A 14368-nucleotide genomic window follows, 5' to 3' on the forward strand; every position below is an offset into this window, starting at 1 on the left:
CGACGAAGGATGAACGAAAAAGATGGGCATCCGTAAATACAAGCCGACGACTCCGGGTCGCCGCGGGTCGAGTGTCTCGGACTTCTCCGAGATCACCCGCAGCACCCCCGAGAAGTCGTTGCTTGCGCCCCTTCACAGCAAGGGCGGCCGCAACGTACACGGCCGGGTCACCGCCCGCCACCAAGGCGGCGGTCACAAGCGCGCCTACCGGATCATCGACTTCCGTAGGCATGACAAGGACGGCGTTCCGGCGAAGGTCGCTCACATCGAGTACGACCCCAACCGCACCGCCAACATCGCTCTGCTCCACTACGCCGACGGCGAGAAGCGCTACATCATCGCGCCGACGGGGCTCAAGCAGGGTGACCGCATCGAGAACGGCCCCGCGGCCGACATCAAGCCGGGCAACTGCCTGCCGCTGCGCAACATCCCGACCGGTACCTTCATCCACGCGGTGGAGCTCCGTCCGGGTGGCGGCGCCAAGCTCGGCCGCTCCGCCGGCGCCCAGATCCAGCTGCTCGCCAAGGAGGGCACCTACGCCACGCTGCGTATGCCGTCCGGCGAGATGCGCATGGTCGACGTGCGCTGCCGCGCCACGGTGGGCCAGGTCGGCAACGCCGAGCAGGCCAACATCAACTGGGGCAAGGCCGGCCGTATGCGGTGGAAGGGCAAGCGCCCGACCGTCCGCGGTGTCGCGATGAACCCCGTCGACCACCCGCACGGTGGTGGTGAGGGCAAGACCTCCGGTGGTCGTCACCCGGTGAACCCCAAGGGCAAGCCCGAGGGCCGTACCCGTCAGGCGAACAAGGCCAGCGACAGGCTGATCATCCGCCGTCGGTCCAAGAGGAAGAAGCGGTAGGAGCAGCCGAAATGCCACGTAGCCTTAAGAAGGGTCCCTTCGTGGACGAGCACCTTCAGAAGAAGGTGGAAGTCCAGAACGAGAAGGGCACCAAGACCGTCATCAAGACGTGGTCGCGGCGTTCCATGATCGTCCCCGACATGCTCGGGCACACGATCGCCGTGCACGACGGCCGCAAGCACGTCCCGGTGTTCGTCACCGAGTCGATGATCGGCCACAAGCTCGGAGAGTTCGCGCCCACGCGGACGTTCCGCAGCCACGTCAAGGACGACCGGCGCAGCCGGCGATAGACGCCTTCAGAAGCATTTAGAGGAGTAAGCGATGGAAGCCAGGGCTCAGGCGCGGTTCGTCCGTGTCACGCCCCTCAAGGCCCGCCGCGTGGTGGACCTTATTCGCGGGCTGCCCGCTTCGGAGGCGCAGGCCGTGCTGCAGTTCGCTCCCCAGTCGGCGAGCGAGCCGATCTACAAGGTGCTCAGTTCCGCCATGGCGAACGCCGAGCACAACTTCGATCTCGACCCCAGCACGCTCGTAGTGAGCCGCGCGTGGGTCGACGAGGGCCCGACGCTGAAGCGGTTCCGTCCGCGTGCCCAGGGTCGTGCCTATCGGATCAACAAGCGGACGAGCCACATCACCGTGATCGTGGAGTCCCGCGAGCCGAAGGGAAGGACCCGATAGTGGGCCAGAAGGTTAACCCGCACGGGTTCCGCCTCGGCATCACGACCGACTTCAAGAGCCGGTGGTACGCCGACAAGCTGTACAAGTCGTACGTCGCCGAGGACGTGTCGATCCGCCGCATGCTGCAGAAGGGCATGGAGCGGGCCGGCATCTCCAAGGTCGAGATCGAGCGCACGACGGACCGCGTGCAGGTGGACATCCACACCGCGCGTCCCGGCATCGTGATCGGCCGTCGTGGCGCCGAGGCGGACCGGATCCGTGGCGACCTGGAGAAGCTGACCAAGAAGCAGGTCCAGCTCAACATTCTCGAGGTCAAGAACCCGGAGATCGACGCCCAGCTCGTCGCGCAGGGCGTCGCCGAGCAGCTGTCCAGCCGCGTCTCGTTCCGCCGTGCCATGCGCAAGGCGATGCAGTCGGCCATGAAGTCCGGCGCCAAGGGCATCCGTGTCCAGTGCTCCGGTCGTCTGGGCGGCGCCGAGATGTCGCGGTCGGAGTTCTACCGCGAGGGCCGCGTGCCGCTGCACACCCTCCGCGCGGACATCGACTACGGCTTCTACGAGGCCCGCACCACCTTCGGCCGCATCGGCGTGAAGGTCTGGATCTACAAGGGCGAGGCCCCGACGAGCCGCGCCGAGCGCGAGGCGGCCGCCGCCGGTGCTCGCGCCGGCCAGCGTCGTGACCGCGACGACCGTCGTGGTGGCGGCGGCGGCGACCGTCCGCGTCGTGGTGGCGGTGACCGCCCCCGTCGTGGTGGCGGCCGCGGCGACCGCGCCCCCCGTAACGAGGCGGCCTCGCAGGCCGCCCCCGAGACCGGCCCGGCTGCGCAGCCGGGTGCTGAAGGGAGCTGACCATGCTGATCCCGCGCAGGGTCAAGCACCGCAAGCAGCACCGGCCTGACCGCAGCGGAGCCGCCAAGGGCGGCACCAGGGTCGTGTTCGGCGAGTTCGGCATCCAGGCGATTGAGCACTCCTACGTGACCAACCGCCAGATCGAGTCCGCCCGTATCGCGATGACCCGTCACATCCGCCGTGGCGGCAAGGTGTGGATCAACATCTACCCCGACCGTCCGCTCACCAAGAAGCCGGCCGAGACCCGCATGGGTTCCGGTAAGGGTTCGCCGGAGTGGTGGATCGCCAACGTCAAGCCCGGACGCGTGATGTTCGAGCTGTCCGGCGTGGCGGAGTCGGTGGCGCGTGAGGCGCTCACCCGAGCGATTCACAAGCTGCCCATGAAGTGCAAGATCGTAAAGCGTGAAGTGGGTGAGGCGTGATGGCTAAGGGCCTGACCGCCGGGGAGCTGCGGCTCGAGGACGAGGACACCCTCGTCCAGAAGCTGAAGGAGGCGAAGGAGGAGCTGTTCAACCTCCGCTTCCAGGCGGCGACCGGTCAGTTGGAGAGCCACGGGCGGCTGCGTGCCGTCCGCCGCGAGATCGCCCGTATCTACACCGTGATGCGCGAGCGCGAGCTGGGCATCGTCACGGTCGAGAAGGAGACGAGCGATGGCTGAGACCGAGACCACCGAGACCACTACTGGGACCACGCCTGAGGCCGCGGAGGACGCACGTCGTTTCCGCAAGGTCCGCGAGGGCCTCGTCGTCAGCGACAAGATGGACAAGACCGTCGTCGTCGCCGTCGAGGACCGCGTCAAGCACCGTTTGTACGGCAAGGTCATCCGCCGTACGACCAAGTACAAGGCGCACGACGAGGCCAACGCCTGTGGCGTCGGCGACCGCGTGCTGCTGATGGAGACCCGCCCCCTCTCCGCCACCAAGCGGTGGAGGGTCGTGGAGATCCTCGAGAAGGCCAAGTAAGGCCCTCTCGGACATACCGCGCCTCGTGGGGGCTCTCAGAGCCCCCATGACGGCGTCCAAGGACGCGAGGCCCTCGGGCGGGCCTCGCGTCGCCTGCGGTGCGGTGCCTCCAGGGGCGCTGTGGCCGTGGGAACAAGACAATGACGGGTTCCGCCAGGCTCAGCGATGAGAACCGGCGCGACTAACAGGAGTAAGACGTGATCCAGCAGGAGTCGCGGCTCAAGGTCGCCGACAACACGGGTGCCAAGGAGATCCTTTGCATCCGTGTTCTCGGTGGCTCTGGCCGACGCTACGCCGGTATCGGCGACATCATCGTCGCCACAGTCAAGGACGCGCTGCCCGGCAGCACGGGCGTCAAGAAGGGCGACGTCGTCAAGGCGGTCGTCGTCCGCACGGTCAAGGAGCGCCGCCGGCCTGACGGCTCCTACATCCGCTTCGACGAGAACGCCGCCGTCATCATCAAGGACAGCGGTGACCCTCGTGGCACTCGTATCTTCGGCCCGGTCGGCCGCGAGCTGCGCGACAAGAAGTTCATGCGCATCATCTCGCTCGCCCCGGAGGTGCTGTAATGCCGAAGCTGCATGTGAAGAAGGGTGACCTGGTCCAGGTCATCGCCGGCAAGGACAAGGGTGCCAAGGGTCGCGTGATCGCCACTCTCCCGCGCGAGGACCGCGTGGTGGTCGAGGGCATCAACATGATCAAGAAGCACACCAAGGAGACCCACCAGGGCCCGCGCGGCGCCAAGACCGGCGGCGTGCAGACCATGGAGGCTTCGATCCACGTCTCCAACGTGAAGAAGCTCAAGGACGACAAGCCCGCCGACAAGAAGGCCGACGAGAAGAAGGCCGACGAGGAGACGGGTGAGGACAGCTGATGACTGCCACGACCACTGAGACCGAGCGCCCGACGCCGCGACTCAAGACGAAGTACCGCGAGGAGATCGCGGCCCAGCTTCGCGAGCAGTTCGGCATCGAGAACGTCATGCAGATCCCCGCCCTGACCAAGATCAAGGTCAACATGGGCGTCGGCGAGGCGGCTCGCGACTCCAAGCTCATCGAAGGTGCCGTCCGCGACCTCACCGTGATCACCGGCCAGAAGCCGGCCGTCGTCCGGGCGCGCAAGTCCATCGCGCAGTTCAAGCTGCGCGAGGGCATGCCGATCGGCGCGCACGTCACGCTGCGCGGTGACCGCATGTGGGAGTTCCTCGACCGCCTGCTGGCGCTGGCCCTGCCCCGTATCCGGGACTTCCGCGGCCTGTCGCCCAAGCAGTTCGACGGCAACGGCAACTACACCTTCGGTCTGACCGAGCAGGTCATGTTCCACGAGGTCGACCAGGACAAGGTCGACCGTCCGCGGGGCATGGACATCACGATCGTGACCACCGCGAAGAACGACGACCAGGGCCGGGCGCTGCTGAAGCTCCTCGGCTTCCCGTTCAAGGAGGCCTGATCCAATGGCGAAGAAGTCGCTGATCGCCAAGGCGGGGCGCAAGCAGAAGTTCGAGGTCCGGGCATACACTCGTTGCTCGCGCTGCGGCCGGCCCCGCGCCGTCTACCGCAAGTTCGGCCTCTGCCGCGTGTGCTTCCGCGAGATGGCGCACCGGGGCGAACTGCCCGGCATCACCAAGTCGAGCTGGTAGATAACCTGAGGGGCGGCCCCGTGTCGCCCCCAGGTGCTCATATTCACGAAAAACAAGGACGCATCCCGCGTCCGTGACCACGCCGAAGGTCCACCGGTAGAGCGCTGCTTCACCGACTGGAAACCGCGGCGAGGAAGGCCACTGGCCATGACGATGACCGACCCGATCGCAGACATGCTCACACGTCTGCGCAACGCGAACTCGGCGTACCACGAGAGCGTGTCGATGCCGTACTCGAAGATCAAGGCGCACATCGCCGAGATCCTCCAGCAAGAGGGTTACATCCAGGCTTGGACCGTCGAAGACGCCAAGGTTGGCAAGAACCTCGTGGTGGAGCTCAAGTTCGGGCCTACCCGTGAGCGTTCGCTCGCGGGCCTGCGCCGGGTTTCCAAGCCCGGTCTGCGGGTTTATGCGAAGAAGGACAACCTGCCTCGAGTCCTGGGCGGGCTGGGCGTCGCGATCATCTCGACGTCCGCCGGTCTCATGACCGACAAGCAGGCCGGCAAGCGTGGCGTGGGCGGGGAAGTCCTCGCCTACGTCTGGTAGAGGGGAGGAACACAGCATGTCGCGAATCGGACGGCTGCCCATCCCTGTGCCCAGTGGCGTAGACATCACGATCACCGGCCAGGATGTCCAAGTCAAGGGCCCGAAGGGCACGCTGCTTCACAAGGTCGCCGAGCCCATCACGGTCGCGCGCGACGACGACGGCGCCATCGCCGTCTCCCGGCCGAACGACGAGAACAAGGTCCGTGCGCTGCACGGCCTGTCCCGGACGCTGATCGCCAACATGGTGCAGGGCGTCACTCAGGGCTACTCCAAGAGCCTTGAGATCGTCGGTGTGGGTTACCGCGTCCAGGCCAAGGGCCCGGCGCAGCTGGAGTTCTCTCTGGGCTTCAGTCACCCGGTCATCGTCGACGCCCCCGAGGGCGTCACCTTCCGCGTCGAGAAGCCGACCCTGTTCCACGTGGACGGCATCGACAAGCAGAAGGTCGGCGAGGTCGCGGCCAACATCCGCAAGTTGCGCAAGCCTGACCCGTACAAGGGCAAGGGCGTGCGTTACCAGGGCGAACAGATCCGCCGCAAGGTCGGAAAGGCTGGTAAGTAGGCATGGCTCCGAAGACTGCGTTCAGCAAGCACACGGCTGCCCGCACCGTCTCGCGGGCCCGCCGTCACCGCCGCGTCCGCAAGTTCGTCGTCGGTACGGCAGAGCGTCCGCGCCTGGTCGTCAACCGTTCGACCCGTCACATATTCGTCCAGATCGTGGACGACTCCGTCGGCCACACGCTGGTGAGCGCGTCCACCATGGACGCCTCGCTGCGCACGCTGGAGGCGGACAAGACCGAGAAGGCGAAGAAGGTCGGCGAGCTCCTCGCTCAGCGGGCCAAGGAAGCCGGGATCTCCAAGGTCGTCTTCGACCGCGGTGGCAACCGGTATGCAGGTCGGATCGCGGCGCTGGCCGACAGCGCTCGCGAGGGCGGGCTCGAGTTCTGATGCGGGCCCGAGGATCGCAAATGATGGCAACTGAGAAGAGGAACCACTGATGGCTGCAGCTCCGCGTCGCGGTGGCGGCACCGGTGGCGATCGGCGTGACCGTCGTGACGATCGCCGCGGTGGCGCCGCCGACAAGGGCGTCTCGTACATCGAGCGCGTAGTGAAGATCAACCGCGTGGCCAAGGTCGTGAAGGGTGGTCGTCGCTTCAGCTTCACCGCCCTCGTCGTCGTCGGTGACGGCAACGGCCTGGTTGGCGTCGGTTACGGCAAGGCCAAGGAAGTCCCCGCGGCGATCGCCAAGGGCGTCGAAGAGGCGAAGAAGCACTTCTTCAAGGTGCCTCGGATCCAGGGCACGATCCCGCACACGGTGCAGGGCGAGGAGGCGGCCGGCGTCGTCTTCCTGCGTCCGGCCTCGGCCGGTACCGGCGTCATCGCCGGTGGCCCGGTGCGCGCCGTCCTGGAGTGCGCGGGCATCCACGATGTGCTGTCCAAGTCGCTCGGCTCGGACAACCCGATCAACATCGTGCACGCCACCGTGGCGGCTCTGAAGGGCCTTTCCCGCCCTGAGGAGATCGCCGCCCGGCGTGGCCTGCCGATCGAGGACGTCGCTCCGGCCAGGATGCTCAAGGCTCAGCGCGAGGGCATCGCCGAGGCCGCGGCCGCCAAGGCGGTGAGCTAGTCATGGCACGCCTGAAGATCACTCAGGTTCGCTCGAAGATCGGTGGCAAGCAGAACCAGCGTGACTCGCTTCGTTCGCTTGGCCTGAAGCGAATCGGCGACGTCGTCGTCAAGGAGGACCGGCCCGAGATTCGCGGCATGGTCTCCGTGGTGACGCACCTCGTCGAGGTGGAAGAGGTCGACTGACATGACTGACAGCTCCAACAACGCTGCTCCGCTCAAGATCCACGACCTGCGTCCTGCTCCCGGCGCCAACAAGGCCAAGATCCGCAAGGGTCGTGGCGAGGCGTCGAAGGGCAAGACCGCCGGCCGTGGCACCAAGGGCAGCCACGCGCGCACGACGGTCCCCCTCGGTTTCGAGGGTGGCCAGGTGCCGCTGCAGAGGCGTCTGCCGAAGCTCAAGGGTTTCTCCAACGCCCTGTTCAAGACGACCTACCAGGTCGTCAACCTCGACAGGCTCGGTGAGCTGTTCCCCGAGGGTGGCGAGGTCACCGTCGAGGCGCTGGTCGCCAAGGGTGCTGTTCGCAAGAACCAGCTCGTGAAGGTGCTCGGCACCGGCGACATCTCGGTCGCGGTGAACGTGCAGGCTCACGCCTTCTCGTCCGCCGCGAAGGAGAAGATCGCCGCCGCCGGTGGTTCCGTTACCGAGCTGTAGTAACGCTATGACGAGGCGTGGGGGCTTTGACAATGGGCCCCCACGCCCGTAGTGCGTTAGAGTTCGCGAGACGGCAGGCTTCTGTCCGGCTCGTTCGACATGAGACTTCAGATGGCAGATCCCCGCACCATCGCTTACTCACAACGCCGTAAAGGCGCGCAGGAGGGACCGTGCTGACCGCGTTTACCCGGGCGTTCCGGACACCGGACCTGCGCAAGAAGTTGCTCTTCACCCTGGGCATCATCGCGCTTTTCCGTCTCGGCTCGGTTCTGCCGACCCCGGGAGTCCACGTCCAAAACCTCGCCGCCTGTTTCGACCAGGCCCGTAGTGGCGAAACCGGCAACATCTACGGGATGGTCCAGCTGTTCAGCGGCGGCGCGTTGCTGAAGCTGTCGGTGTTCGCGCTGGGCATCATGCCGTACATCACCGCGAGCATCATTCTGCAATTGCTCGTCGTGGTGATCCCGCGGCTGGAGGCGCTGAAGAAGGAAGGCCAGTCCGGCCAGACGAAGATCACGCAGTATACGCGTTATCTGACCATCGGTCTCGCGATTCTCCAGTCGACGGCTTTCATCGCGCTGGCCCGTACCGGGCAGCTTTTCCCGAACTGCCAGCAGGACGTCCTGCTCGACCCCGACAACATCTTCCAGATCGTGACGATGGTCGTCATCATGACCGCCGGCACGTCCGTGATCATGTGGCTCGGCGAGCTCATCACCGACCGGGGCGTCGGCAACGGCATGTCCATCCTGATCTTCACCCAGGTCGTGGCGGTCTTCCCGTCCGAGCTGGCCAACATCTTCCAGGCGAACAAGTTCACCTTCGCCGTGGTCATGATCGTCGGCATCTTCATGATCGCCGCGGTCGTCTTCGTCGAGCAGGCGCAGCGCCGCATCCCGGTGCAGTACGCCAAGCGCATGGTCGGCCGCAGGATGTACGGCGGCACCTCCACCTACATCCCGCTGAAGGTCAACCAGGCGGGCATCATCCCCGTCATCTTCGCCTCCTCGCTGCTCTACCTGCCGCAGCTCATCACCTCGCTGTTCTCGACCAGCGACAACGTGGTGATCACCTGGATCTCGCAGAACCTGGCCACGGGCGACACGCCCATCTACATGACCACGTTCTTCCTGCTGATCATCTTCTTCACCTACTTCTACGTGTCGATTACCTTCAACCCCACTGAAGTCGCCGACAACATGAAGAAGTACGGTGGGTTCATTCCGGGCATCCGCCCCGGCCGTCCGACGGCTGAATACCTGAACTTCGTGCTCACCCGTCTGACCGCGCCAGGCGCGCTCTATCTGGGTCTCATCTCCATGGTCCCGATCGTCGCGCTGGCGGTGGCCGGTGCGAGCCAGAACTTCCCGTTCGGAGGGACGAGCATTCTGATCATGGTAGGCGTCGGCCTTGACACGGTGAAGCAGATCGAGAGCCAGCTGCAGCAGCGTAACTACGAAGGTTTCCTGCGGTAGTGCGTCTCGTCTTGGTCGGGCCCCCCGGAGCGGGTAAGGGGACACAGGCCCAGTACATCGCATCGAACCTGTCCATCCCGAAAATCTCGACAGGTGACATCTTCCGTGCCAACGTCTCGGGCGGCACGGATCTCGGCAAGCTGGCCAAGACGTTCATGGACCGTGGTGACCTGGTGCCCGACGAGGTCACCATCGCCATGGTCCGTGACCGTCTGTCCGAGGACGACGCGCAGGACGGCTTCCTGCTCGACGGCTTCCCGAGGAACGTCGCGCAGGCGGAGATCCTGCGCGACATGCTCAAGGACTGGGGCCAGGCGCTCGACCTCGTGCTCGAGCTCGTCGTGGACGACGACGAGGTGGTCAGGCGGCTGGCCGGCAGGCGCACCTGCAGCCAGTGCGGCCGCATCTGGCACGTCGAGTTCGACGACAAGAAGGACGACAGGTGTGACGCGTGCGGGGGCGCGCTGTTCCAGCGTGACGACGACAAGGAGGAGACCGTCAGGCACCGCCTGGAGGTCTACCAGGAGCAGACGGCGCCGCTGGTCTCCTACTACGCCGACGAGGGCATCCTGGTGGGCGTCGACGCGACCGGTCCGGTCGAGGAGGTCACACAGCGGGCCATGGACGCGATCCGGCCGTTCATGGGCTGAGCGCTTCATCCGACTGATTCGCGGAGGTGGCACGGGTTTCCGTGCCACCTCGCGGCTATTGTGGGGGGAATTGGGCCCCCACCGTGGCCCGTTGAGACCCAGGGGGGCAAGAGATGTTCAAACGCAACAGACACGGCATCCAGATCAAGTCGCCGGAGCAGCTGGAGAAGATGCGCGCGGCGGGGCTGGTGGTCGGGCGCACGCTCGACCTGCTGCGGCGCTCGGTCGAGCCCGGGATGACGCCGCTGGACCTCGACGTGATCGCCGAGAAGGCGATCAGGGACGAGGGCGCGATCCCGTCGTTCAAGGGCTACCAGGGCTTTCCCGCCACGATCTGCGCGTCGGTCAACGACGAGGTCGTGCACGGCATCCCGACCGCCGTACGCAAGCTGCGTGAGGGCGACATCATCTCGATCGACTGCGGCGCGATCCTGGAGGGCTGGCACGGCGACTCCGCCGTCACGGTCCCGGTGGGCGAGGTGGACCCCAAGCTGACCGAGCTGATGCGGATCACGGAGGAGGCCATGTGGCGCGGCATCGCCGCGCTCAAGCCCGGCCGCCACCTGTCGGACATCGGCTACGAGATCGAGCGCTACGTCAAGTCCCAGGGCCGCTTCGGCATCCCGCCTGAATACGGCGGCCACGGCATCGGCACCGAGATGCACATGGACCCGTGGATCGCCAACCACGGCAAGCCGGGCCGGGGCCCGGCGCTCGAAGAGGGCATGTGCCTGGCCATCGAGCCCATGGTCAACCTGGGCACCGAGCGCACCCGCGTCCTGGCCGACGACTGGACCGTGGTGACGGTCGACGGGAAGTCCTCCGCACACTTCGAACACAGCGTCGCGGTGACACATAATGGACCTTGGGTGCTTACCGCACTAGATGGGGGCGAAGAGCGCCTCGCTCAACTGCAGAACTAGCCCGGGAGTGGTGGGATGGCGAACAGTCCCGAGATGCGTGCCTCCGACGCCGACCGTGACCGGGTCGCCGCCATCCTCCGCGAGCACACCGCGCAGGGCCGCATCACCATGGACGAGTTCAACGAGCGGCTGGAGTCGCTCTACAAGAGCAAGACCTACGGTGAGCTGGCCAAGCTGACGTCGGACCTGCCGGACGTCGACATGCGTCGCCTGCCGGCCAAGGCCACGCCCCCGGCGCCCGAGCGGCGCGGGATGCACCCCGGCATGAAGGCCGCCTGGAGCGCGTGGGCGGCGGTGGCCGGCATCAACTGGACGGTCTGGCTGATCGTGAGCCTGACGAGCGGCCACCCGATCTATCCGTGGCCGCTGTGGGTGATGGGGCCGTGGGGCGTGATCCTACTGATCAGCACCGTCTTCGGCGGCGCCGGCGACGGGAACAAGAAGCACGCTTAGTCCGCTCGGCGGGCTCCGGCGGCTGCGACAGCTCTGCCGGCTGCGACGACGGCTCTGATAGCTCTAGCAGCTGCGACGGCTCTGCCGGCTCCGGCGGGTTCTGTGCTGTTGTGCACTCTGTGCATTCGTGCGCAGTCCGGATCCGCCGGGATTCCTACCGTGAGGTGTGTCGAACAGCACGACTCACGGAGGACATCCCATGCGAAAGATCCTTGCGGCCGCCGCCATCGCCGGCTCCGTCACCATCGCCGGTCTCGCCGCGGCCCCCGCCGCGCAGGCCGCCACCAGCACGGCCGCCAGCACGGTCAGCAGCACCGCCACCGCCATCGCCGGCTCGCAGGGCAGCTGGGGCAAGTACTACTCCAGCAACCACAAGGCCTACACCTACGGCAAGACCTACAAGTACGGCGGCAAGGTCTACACCCACTGGTACGGCAAGGAGTACTCGCCCAAGTACGGCTACGTCTGGTTCAAGTACTACGCCGGCGGCAAGTGGTACAAGTTCTCCCACCGGTGGAACGGCTCGTACGACGCGACCTGGTCCGGCAAGGGGATCAAGAAGATATACACCTACACCTGCTGGGGCGGGAAGTCCAAGTACTGCGGCCCCTCGCACCGCATCTACTAAATGTCCTCCTCGCATCAGAGAGGGGCAGATCGAGGCCCGCCGGGCATGACGCCGGCGGGCCTCGCGTCGTGTGTCCTGAGGATTCGCCACGTGGGGTAGACTCTTACATGGTTGTGTCAGGACACCTGGCACGCGTTTCGCGTTTTTGGCTCAGGTGTCGTACACTCCTTAGTCGGCTCACTATGACTTTCCACGCGTCGGCGGCCCTCGTCGGCCGTCGCTCTCTTCGAAGCGTGGAGGTCGCGGCTGCGTAGTGAACCGGAGCCTCAGACGACCGATCAGTGAAACGCGAGGAATTTTGGCCAAGAAAGACGGCGCCATCGAGATCGAGGGCACTGTGGTCGAATCGCTCCCGAACGCCATGTTCCGGGTGCAGCTCGACAACGGCCACAAAGTCCTGGCCCACATCAGCGGACGTATGCGGATGCACTACATCCGGATTCTTCCCGACGACCGGGTAGTCGTTGAACTGAGCCCCTACGACCTCAGTCGTGGGCGGATCGTCTACCGATACAAGTAAGACGTCTGAGGAACAAAGGACAATGAAGGTAAAGCCGAGCGTCAAGAAGATCTGCGACAAGTGCAAGGTGATCCGCCGGCACGGTCGCGTCATGGTGATCTGCGACAACCTGCGCCACAAGCAGCGTCAGGGTTAGTCGCCGCAAGGCCTCTCCGAGTCCGCCCCGGCAGGGTGCGGGCTCGACGTATGAGGAGCCTGCATCAGTAGTCGCGTCACACACCTGAACAGGCGGCCGCTCCACGTCGGGCGTCCGAACCGTTCAGGAGACCCCCGGTCGGAGGCCGGGGCCCTCACCCCGGGCATTGGGGAGGGGTAGTGCGGCGCAAGACCTCCGCCACAAAGAAGGAGAATGCCCGACCATGGCTCGCCTGGTTGGCGTCGACCTCCCCCGCGACAAGCGGCTGGAGATCGCTCTCACCTACATCTACGGAATCGGCCGCACCCGCGCCCTGGAGATCCTCCAGGCCACCGGCGTGAGCGGCGACCTTCGTGTGCACCAGCTCTCCGACACCGAGCTCGTCCCGATGCGTGACTACATCGAGGCGAACTACAAGATCGAGGGTGACCTGCGCCGCGAGGTCCAGGCCGACATCCGTCGCAAGATCGAAATCGGTTGCTACCAGGGCATCAGGCACCGCAAGGGTCTGCCCGTCCACGGTCAGCGCACCCAGACGAACGCGCGCACCCGTAAGGGCAAGAAGAAGACCGTCGCCGGCAAGAAGAAGCCCGGTAAGAAGTAGTCCTCGCAGCCGCAGGACCGAAGACCTCAGGAGTGAAGGCCAAGGATGCCTCCTAAGAGCCGCCAGGGTGCGCCGAAGAAGGTGCGCCGCAAGGAAAAGAAGAACGTCGCTCACGGGCACGCCCACATCAAGAGCACGTTCAACAACACGATCGTCTCGATCACCGACCCCAACGGGAACGTGATCTCCTGGGCCAGCGCCGGCCACGTGGGTTTCAAGGGCTCCCGTAAGTCCACCCCGTTCGCCGCGCAGATGGCCGCCGAGAACGCCGCCCGCCGGGCCATGGAGCACGGCATGCGTAAGGTCGACGTCTTCGTGAAGGGTCCCGGCTCCGGCCGTGAGACCGCGATCCGCTCGCTGCAGGCCACCGGCCTGGAGGTGGGTTCGATCCAGGACGTCACCCCGGTTCCGCACAACGGTTGCCGGCCGCCGAAGCGCCGCCGCGTCTGACTCAGCCCAGGAGATAGTGAGAAATGGCTCGTTACACGGGCGCGGACTGCAAGCTCTGCCGTCGCGAGAAGACCAAGCTCTTCCTCAAGGGCAGCAAGTGCGAGTCCGCCAAGTGCCCCATCGAAATCCGTCCTTACCCCCCGGGTGAGCACGGCCGCGGTCGTCCGAAGGACACCGAGTACCAGCTTCAGCTTCGTGAGAAGCAGAAGACCCGCCGCATCTACGGCGTCCTCGAGAAGCAGTTCCACAACTACTACGAGGAGGCCGCGGGCAAGAGCGGCAAGTCGGGTGAGGTGCTGCTCCAGATCCTGGAGAGCCGTCTCGACAACGTCGTCTACCGCGCCGGGTTCGCGCAGTCGCGCGACGCCGCTCGCCAGCAGGTCCGTCACGGGCACATCGTGGTGAACGGCAAGAAGGTCGACATCCCGTCCTACCGCGTTCGCGAGCACGACATCATCGAGGTCCGCGAGAGCAAGCGCAACCTGCTGCCGTACGAGGTGGCCCGCGCCACCGCCGGCGAGCGCACGGTTCCCGCGTGGCTCGGCGTCGTGCCGGACAAGCTCCGCGTCCTGGTGCACCAGCTGCCGGTTCGCCAGCAGATCGACACCCAGGTTCAGGAGCAGCTCATCGTCGAGTACTACTCGAAGTGAGTGGTGGTTGAGGCACGGATTTCCGTGCCTCAACTATGCTTTTCATCGGAGTGGCGTCATATAGCGGTCGCC

General features: G+C 65.8%; 27 protein-coding genes. All 27 read left to right on the plus strand.

Annotation, left to right across the window (positions count from 1 at the left end; all coding sequences use genetic code 11):
- The first annotated feature begins 22 nt into the window (after nt 1–22).
- A complete protein-coding gene (gene rplB / locus AB0C28_RS44435; RefSeq protein ID WP_106253407.1) occupies nt 23–859 on the plus strand; it encodes a 50S ribosomal protein L2 in 837 nt (278 codons plus the stop codon).
- 11 nt (nt 860–870) lie between these two features.
- Nucleotides 871–1149, plus strand: a complete 279-nt coding sequence (gene rpsS, locus AB0C28_RS44440; protein ID WP_346113058.1) for a 30S ribosomal protein S19 — start codon at nt 871–873, stop codon at nt 1147–1149.
- A gap of 31 nt (nt 1150–1180) precedes the next feature.
- Nucleotides 1181–1534, plus strand: a complete 354-nt coding sequence (gene rplV, locus AB0C28_RS44445; RefSeq protein ID WP_103960883.1) for a 50S ribosomal protein L22 — start codon at nt 1181–1183, stop codon at nt 1532–1534.
- On the plus strand, nt 1534–2382 hold the full coding sequence (rpsC, locus tag AB0C28_RS44450; protein WP_357862549.1) for a 30S ribosomal protein S3: 849 nt from the start codon (nt 1534–1536) through the stop codon (nt 2380–2382). Before rplV ends, rpsC begins: the two co-directional genes overlap by 1 nt.
- A 2-nt stretch (nt 2383–2384) precedes the next feature.
- Nucleotides 2385–2804: a 50S ribosomal protein L16 gene (rplP, locus tag AB0C28_RS44455; RefSeq protein ID WP_106253402.1), complete on the plus strand. Its 420-nt coding sequence runs from the start codon at nt 2385–2387 to the stop codon at nt 2802–2804.
- Nucleotides 2804–3040: a 50S ribosomal protein L29 gene (rpmC, locus tag AB0C28_RS44460; protein WP_106253417.1), complete on the plus strand. Its 237-nt coding sequence runs from the start codon at nt 2804–2806 to the stop codon at nt 3038–3040. Before rplP ends, rpmC begins: the two co-directional genes overlap by 1 nt.
- Complete coding sequence (gene rpsQ, locus AB0C28_RS44465) at nt 3033–3344, plus strand: 30S ribosomal protein S17 (protein WP_346113060.1); 312 nt, start codon at nt 3033–3035, stop codon at nt 3342–3344. The genes rpmC and rpsQ overlap by 8 nt, the downstream gene beginning before the upstream one ends.
- A 197-nt stretch (nt 3345–3541) precedes the next feature.
- A complete protein-coding gene (gene rplN / locus AB0C28_RS44470) occupies nt 3542–3913 on the plus strand; it encodes a 50S ribosomal protein L14 (RefSeq protein WP_090769698.1) in 372 nt (123 codons plus the stop codon).
- An 8-nt stretch (nt 3914–3921) separates the two neighbouring features.
- On the plus strand, nt 3922–4218 hold the full coding sequence (gene rplX, locus AB0C28_RS44475) for a 50S ribosomal protein L24 (RefSeq protein ID WP_245956724.1): 297 nt from the start codon (nt 3922–3924) through the stop codon (nt 4216–4218).
- The gene (gene rplE / locus AB0C28_RS44480) at nt 4218–4793 is read left to right on the plus strand and encodes a 50S ribosomal protein L5 (RefSeq protein ID WP_106253395.1); all 576 of its coding nucleotides are present in this window, start codon (nt 4218–4220) and stop codon (nt 4791–4793) included. The genes rplX and rplE overlap by 1 nt, the downstream gene beginning before the upstream one ends.
- A gap of 4 nt (nt 4794–4797) precedes the next feature.
- Nucleotides 4798–4983: a type Z 30S ribosomal protein S14 gene (locus AB0C28_RS44485; protein WP_020542298.1), complete on the plus strand. Its 186-nt coding sequence runs from the start codon at nt 4798–4800 to the stop codon at nt 4981–4983.
- 147 nt (nt 4984–5130) lie between these two features.
- Nucleotides 5131–5529 (plus strand): 30S ribosomal protein S8, encoded by a 399-nt coding sequence (gene rpsH, locus AB0C28_RS44490; protein ID WP_106253393.1) that lies wholly within the window; start codon nt 5131–5133, stop codon nt 5527–5529.
- A 16-nt stretch (nt 5530–5545) separates the two neighbouring features.
- Entirely contained in the window at nt 5546–6088 is a 543-nt protein-coding gene (rplF, locus tag AB0C28_RS44495; protein WP_357862546.1) for a 50S ribosomal protein L6, read from the plus strand.
- Nucleotides 6089–6090: 2 nt separating this feature from the next.
- Nucleotides 6091–6474 carry a 50S ribosomal protein L18 gene (rplR, locus tag AB0C28_RS44500; RefSeq protein ID WP_357862544.1) on the plus strand — a complete coding sequence of 128 codons (384 nt, stop codon included), beginning with the start codon at nt 6091–6093 and terminating at the stop codon, nt 6472–6474.
- A 49-nt stretch (nt 6475–6523) separates the two neighbouring features.
- Complete coding sequence (gene rpsE / locus AB0C28_RS44505) at nt 6524–7153, plus strand: 30S ribosomal protein S5 (RefSeq protein ID WP_106253389.1); 630 nt, start codon at nt 6524–6526, stop codon at nt 7151–7153.
- A 2-nt stretch (nt 7154–7155) separates the two neighbouring features.
- Nucleotides 7156–7338 carry a 50S ribosomal protein L30 gene (rpmD, locus tag AB0C28_RS44510; RefSeq protein WP_080043226.1) on the plus strand — a complete coding sequence of 61 codons (183 nt, stop codon included), beginning with the start codon at nt 7156–7158 and terminating at the stop codon, nt 7336–7338.
- 1 nt (nt 7339) lies between these two features.
- Entirely contained in the window at nt 7340–7807 is a 468-nt protein-coding gene (gene rplO / locus AB0C28_RS44515; protein ID WP_106253388.1) for a 50S ribosomal protein L15, read from the plus strand.
- A gap of 170 nt (nt 7808–7977) precedes the next feature.
- Complete coding sequence (gene secY / locus AB0C28_RS44520; protein ID WP_357862542.1) at nt 7978–9282, plus strand: preprotein translocase subunit SecY; 1305 nt, start codon at nt 7978–7980, stop codon at nt 9280–9282.
- Nucleotides 9282–9932 (plus strand): adenylate kinase, encoded by a 651-nt coding sequence (locus tag AB0C28_RS44525; RefSeq protein ID WP_106236107.1) that lies wholly within the window; start codon nt 9282–9284, stop codon nt 9930–9932. Before secY ends, AB0C28_RS44525 begins: the two co-directional genes overlap by 1 nt.
- A gap of 113 nt (nt 9933–10045) precedes the next feature.
- A complete protein-coding gene (map, locus tag AB0C28_RS44530) occupies nt 10046–10855 on the plus strand; it encodes a type I methionyl aminopeptidase (RefSeq protein WP_357862540.1) in 810 nt (269 codons plus the stop codon).
- A gap of 15 nt (nt 10856–10870) precedes the next feature.
- Nucleotides 10871–11308: a DUF1707 domain-containing protein gene (locus AB0C28_RS44535; protein ID WP_357862538.1), complete on the plus strand. Its 438-nt coding sequence runs from the start codon at nt 10871–10873 to the stop codon at nt 11306–11308.
- A 199-nt stretch (nt 11309–11507) separates the two neighbouring features.
- On the plus strand, nt 11508–11936 hold the full coding sequence (locus AB0C28_RS44540; RefSeq protein WP_357862536.1) for a hypothetical protein: 429 nt from the start codon (nt 11508–11510) through the stop codon (nt 11934–11936).
- A 298-nt stretch (nt 11937–12234) separates the two neighbouring features.
- Nucleotides 12235–12456, plus strand: a complete 222-nt coding sequence (infA, locus tag AB0C28_RS44545; protein WP_012887858.1) for a translation initiation factor IF-1 — start codon at nt 12235–12237, stop codon at nt 12454–12456.
- Nucleotides 12457–12478: 22 nt separating this feature from the next.
- Nucleotides 12479–12592, plus strand: a complete 114-nt coding sequence (gene rpmJ, locus AB0C28_RS44550; RefSeq protein ID WP_003956441.1) for a 50S ribosomal protein L36 — start codon at nt 12479–12481, stop codon at nt 12590–12592.
- 223 nt (nt 12593–12815) lie between these two features.
- Nucleotides 12816–13196, plus strand: a complete 381-nt coding sequence (rpsM, locus tag AB0C28_RS44555) for a 30S ribosomal protein S13 (protein ID WP_106236112.1) — start codon at nt 12816–12818, stop codon at nt 13194–13196.
- Between the two features lie 45 nt (nt 13197–13241).
- A complete protein-coding gene (gene rpsK / locus AB0C28_RS44560) occupies nt 13242–13646 on the plus strand; it encodes a 30S ribosomal protein S11 (RefSeq protein WP_020542285.1) in 405 nt (134 codons plus the stop codon).
- 23 nt (nt 13647–13669) lie between these two features.
- On the plus strand, nt 13670–14296 hold the full coding sequence (rpsD, locus tag AB0C28_RS44565) for a 30S ribosomal protein S4 (RefSeq protein ID WP_326631022.1): 627 nt from the start codon (nt 13670–13672) through the stop codon (nt 14294–14296).
- Nucleotides 14297–14368: the final 72 nt, after the last annotated feature.

The organism is Nonomuraea sp. NPDC048892, assembly GCF_040649735.1.
Classification (GTDB): Bacteria; Actinomycetota; Actinomycetes; order Streptosporangiales; family Streptosporangiaceae; genus Nonomuraea; species Nonomuraea maheshkhaliensis.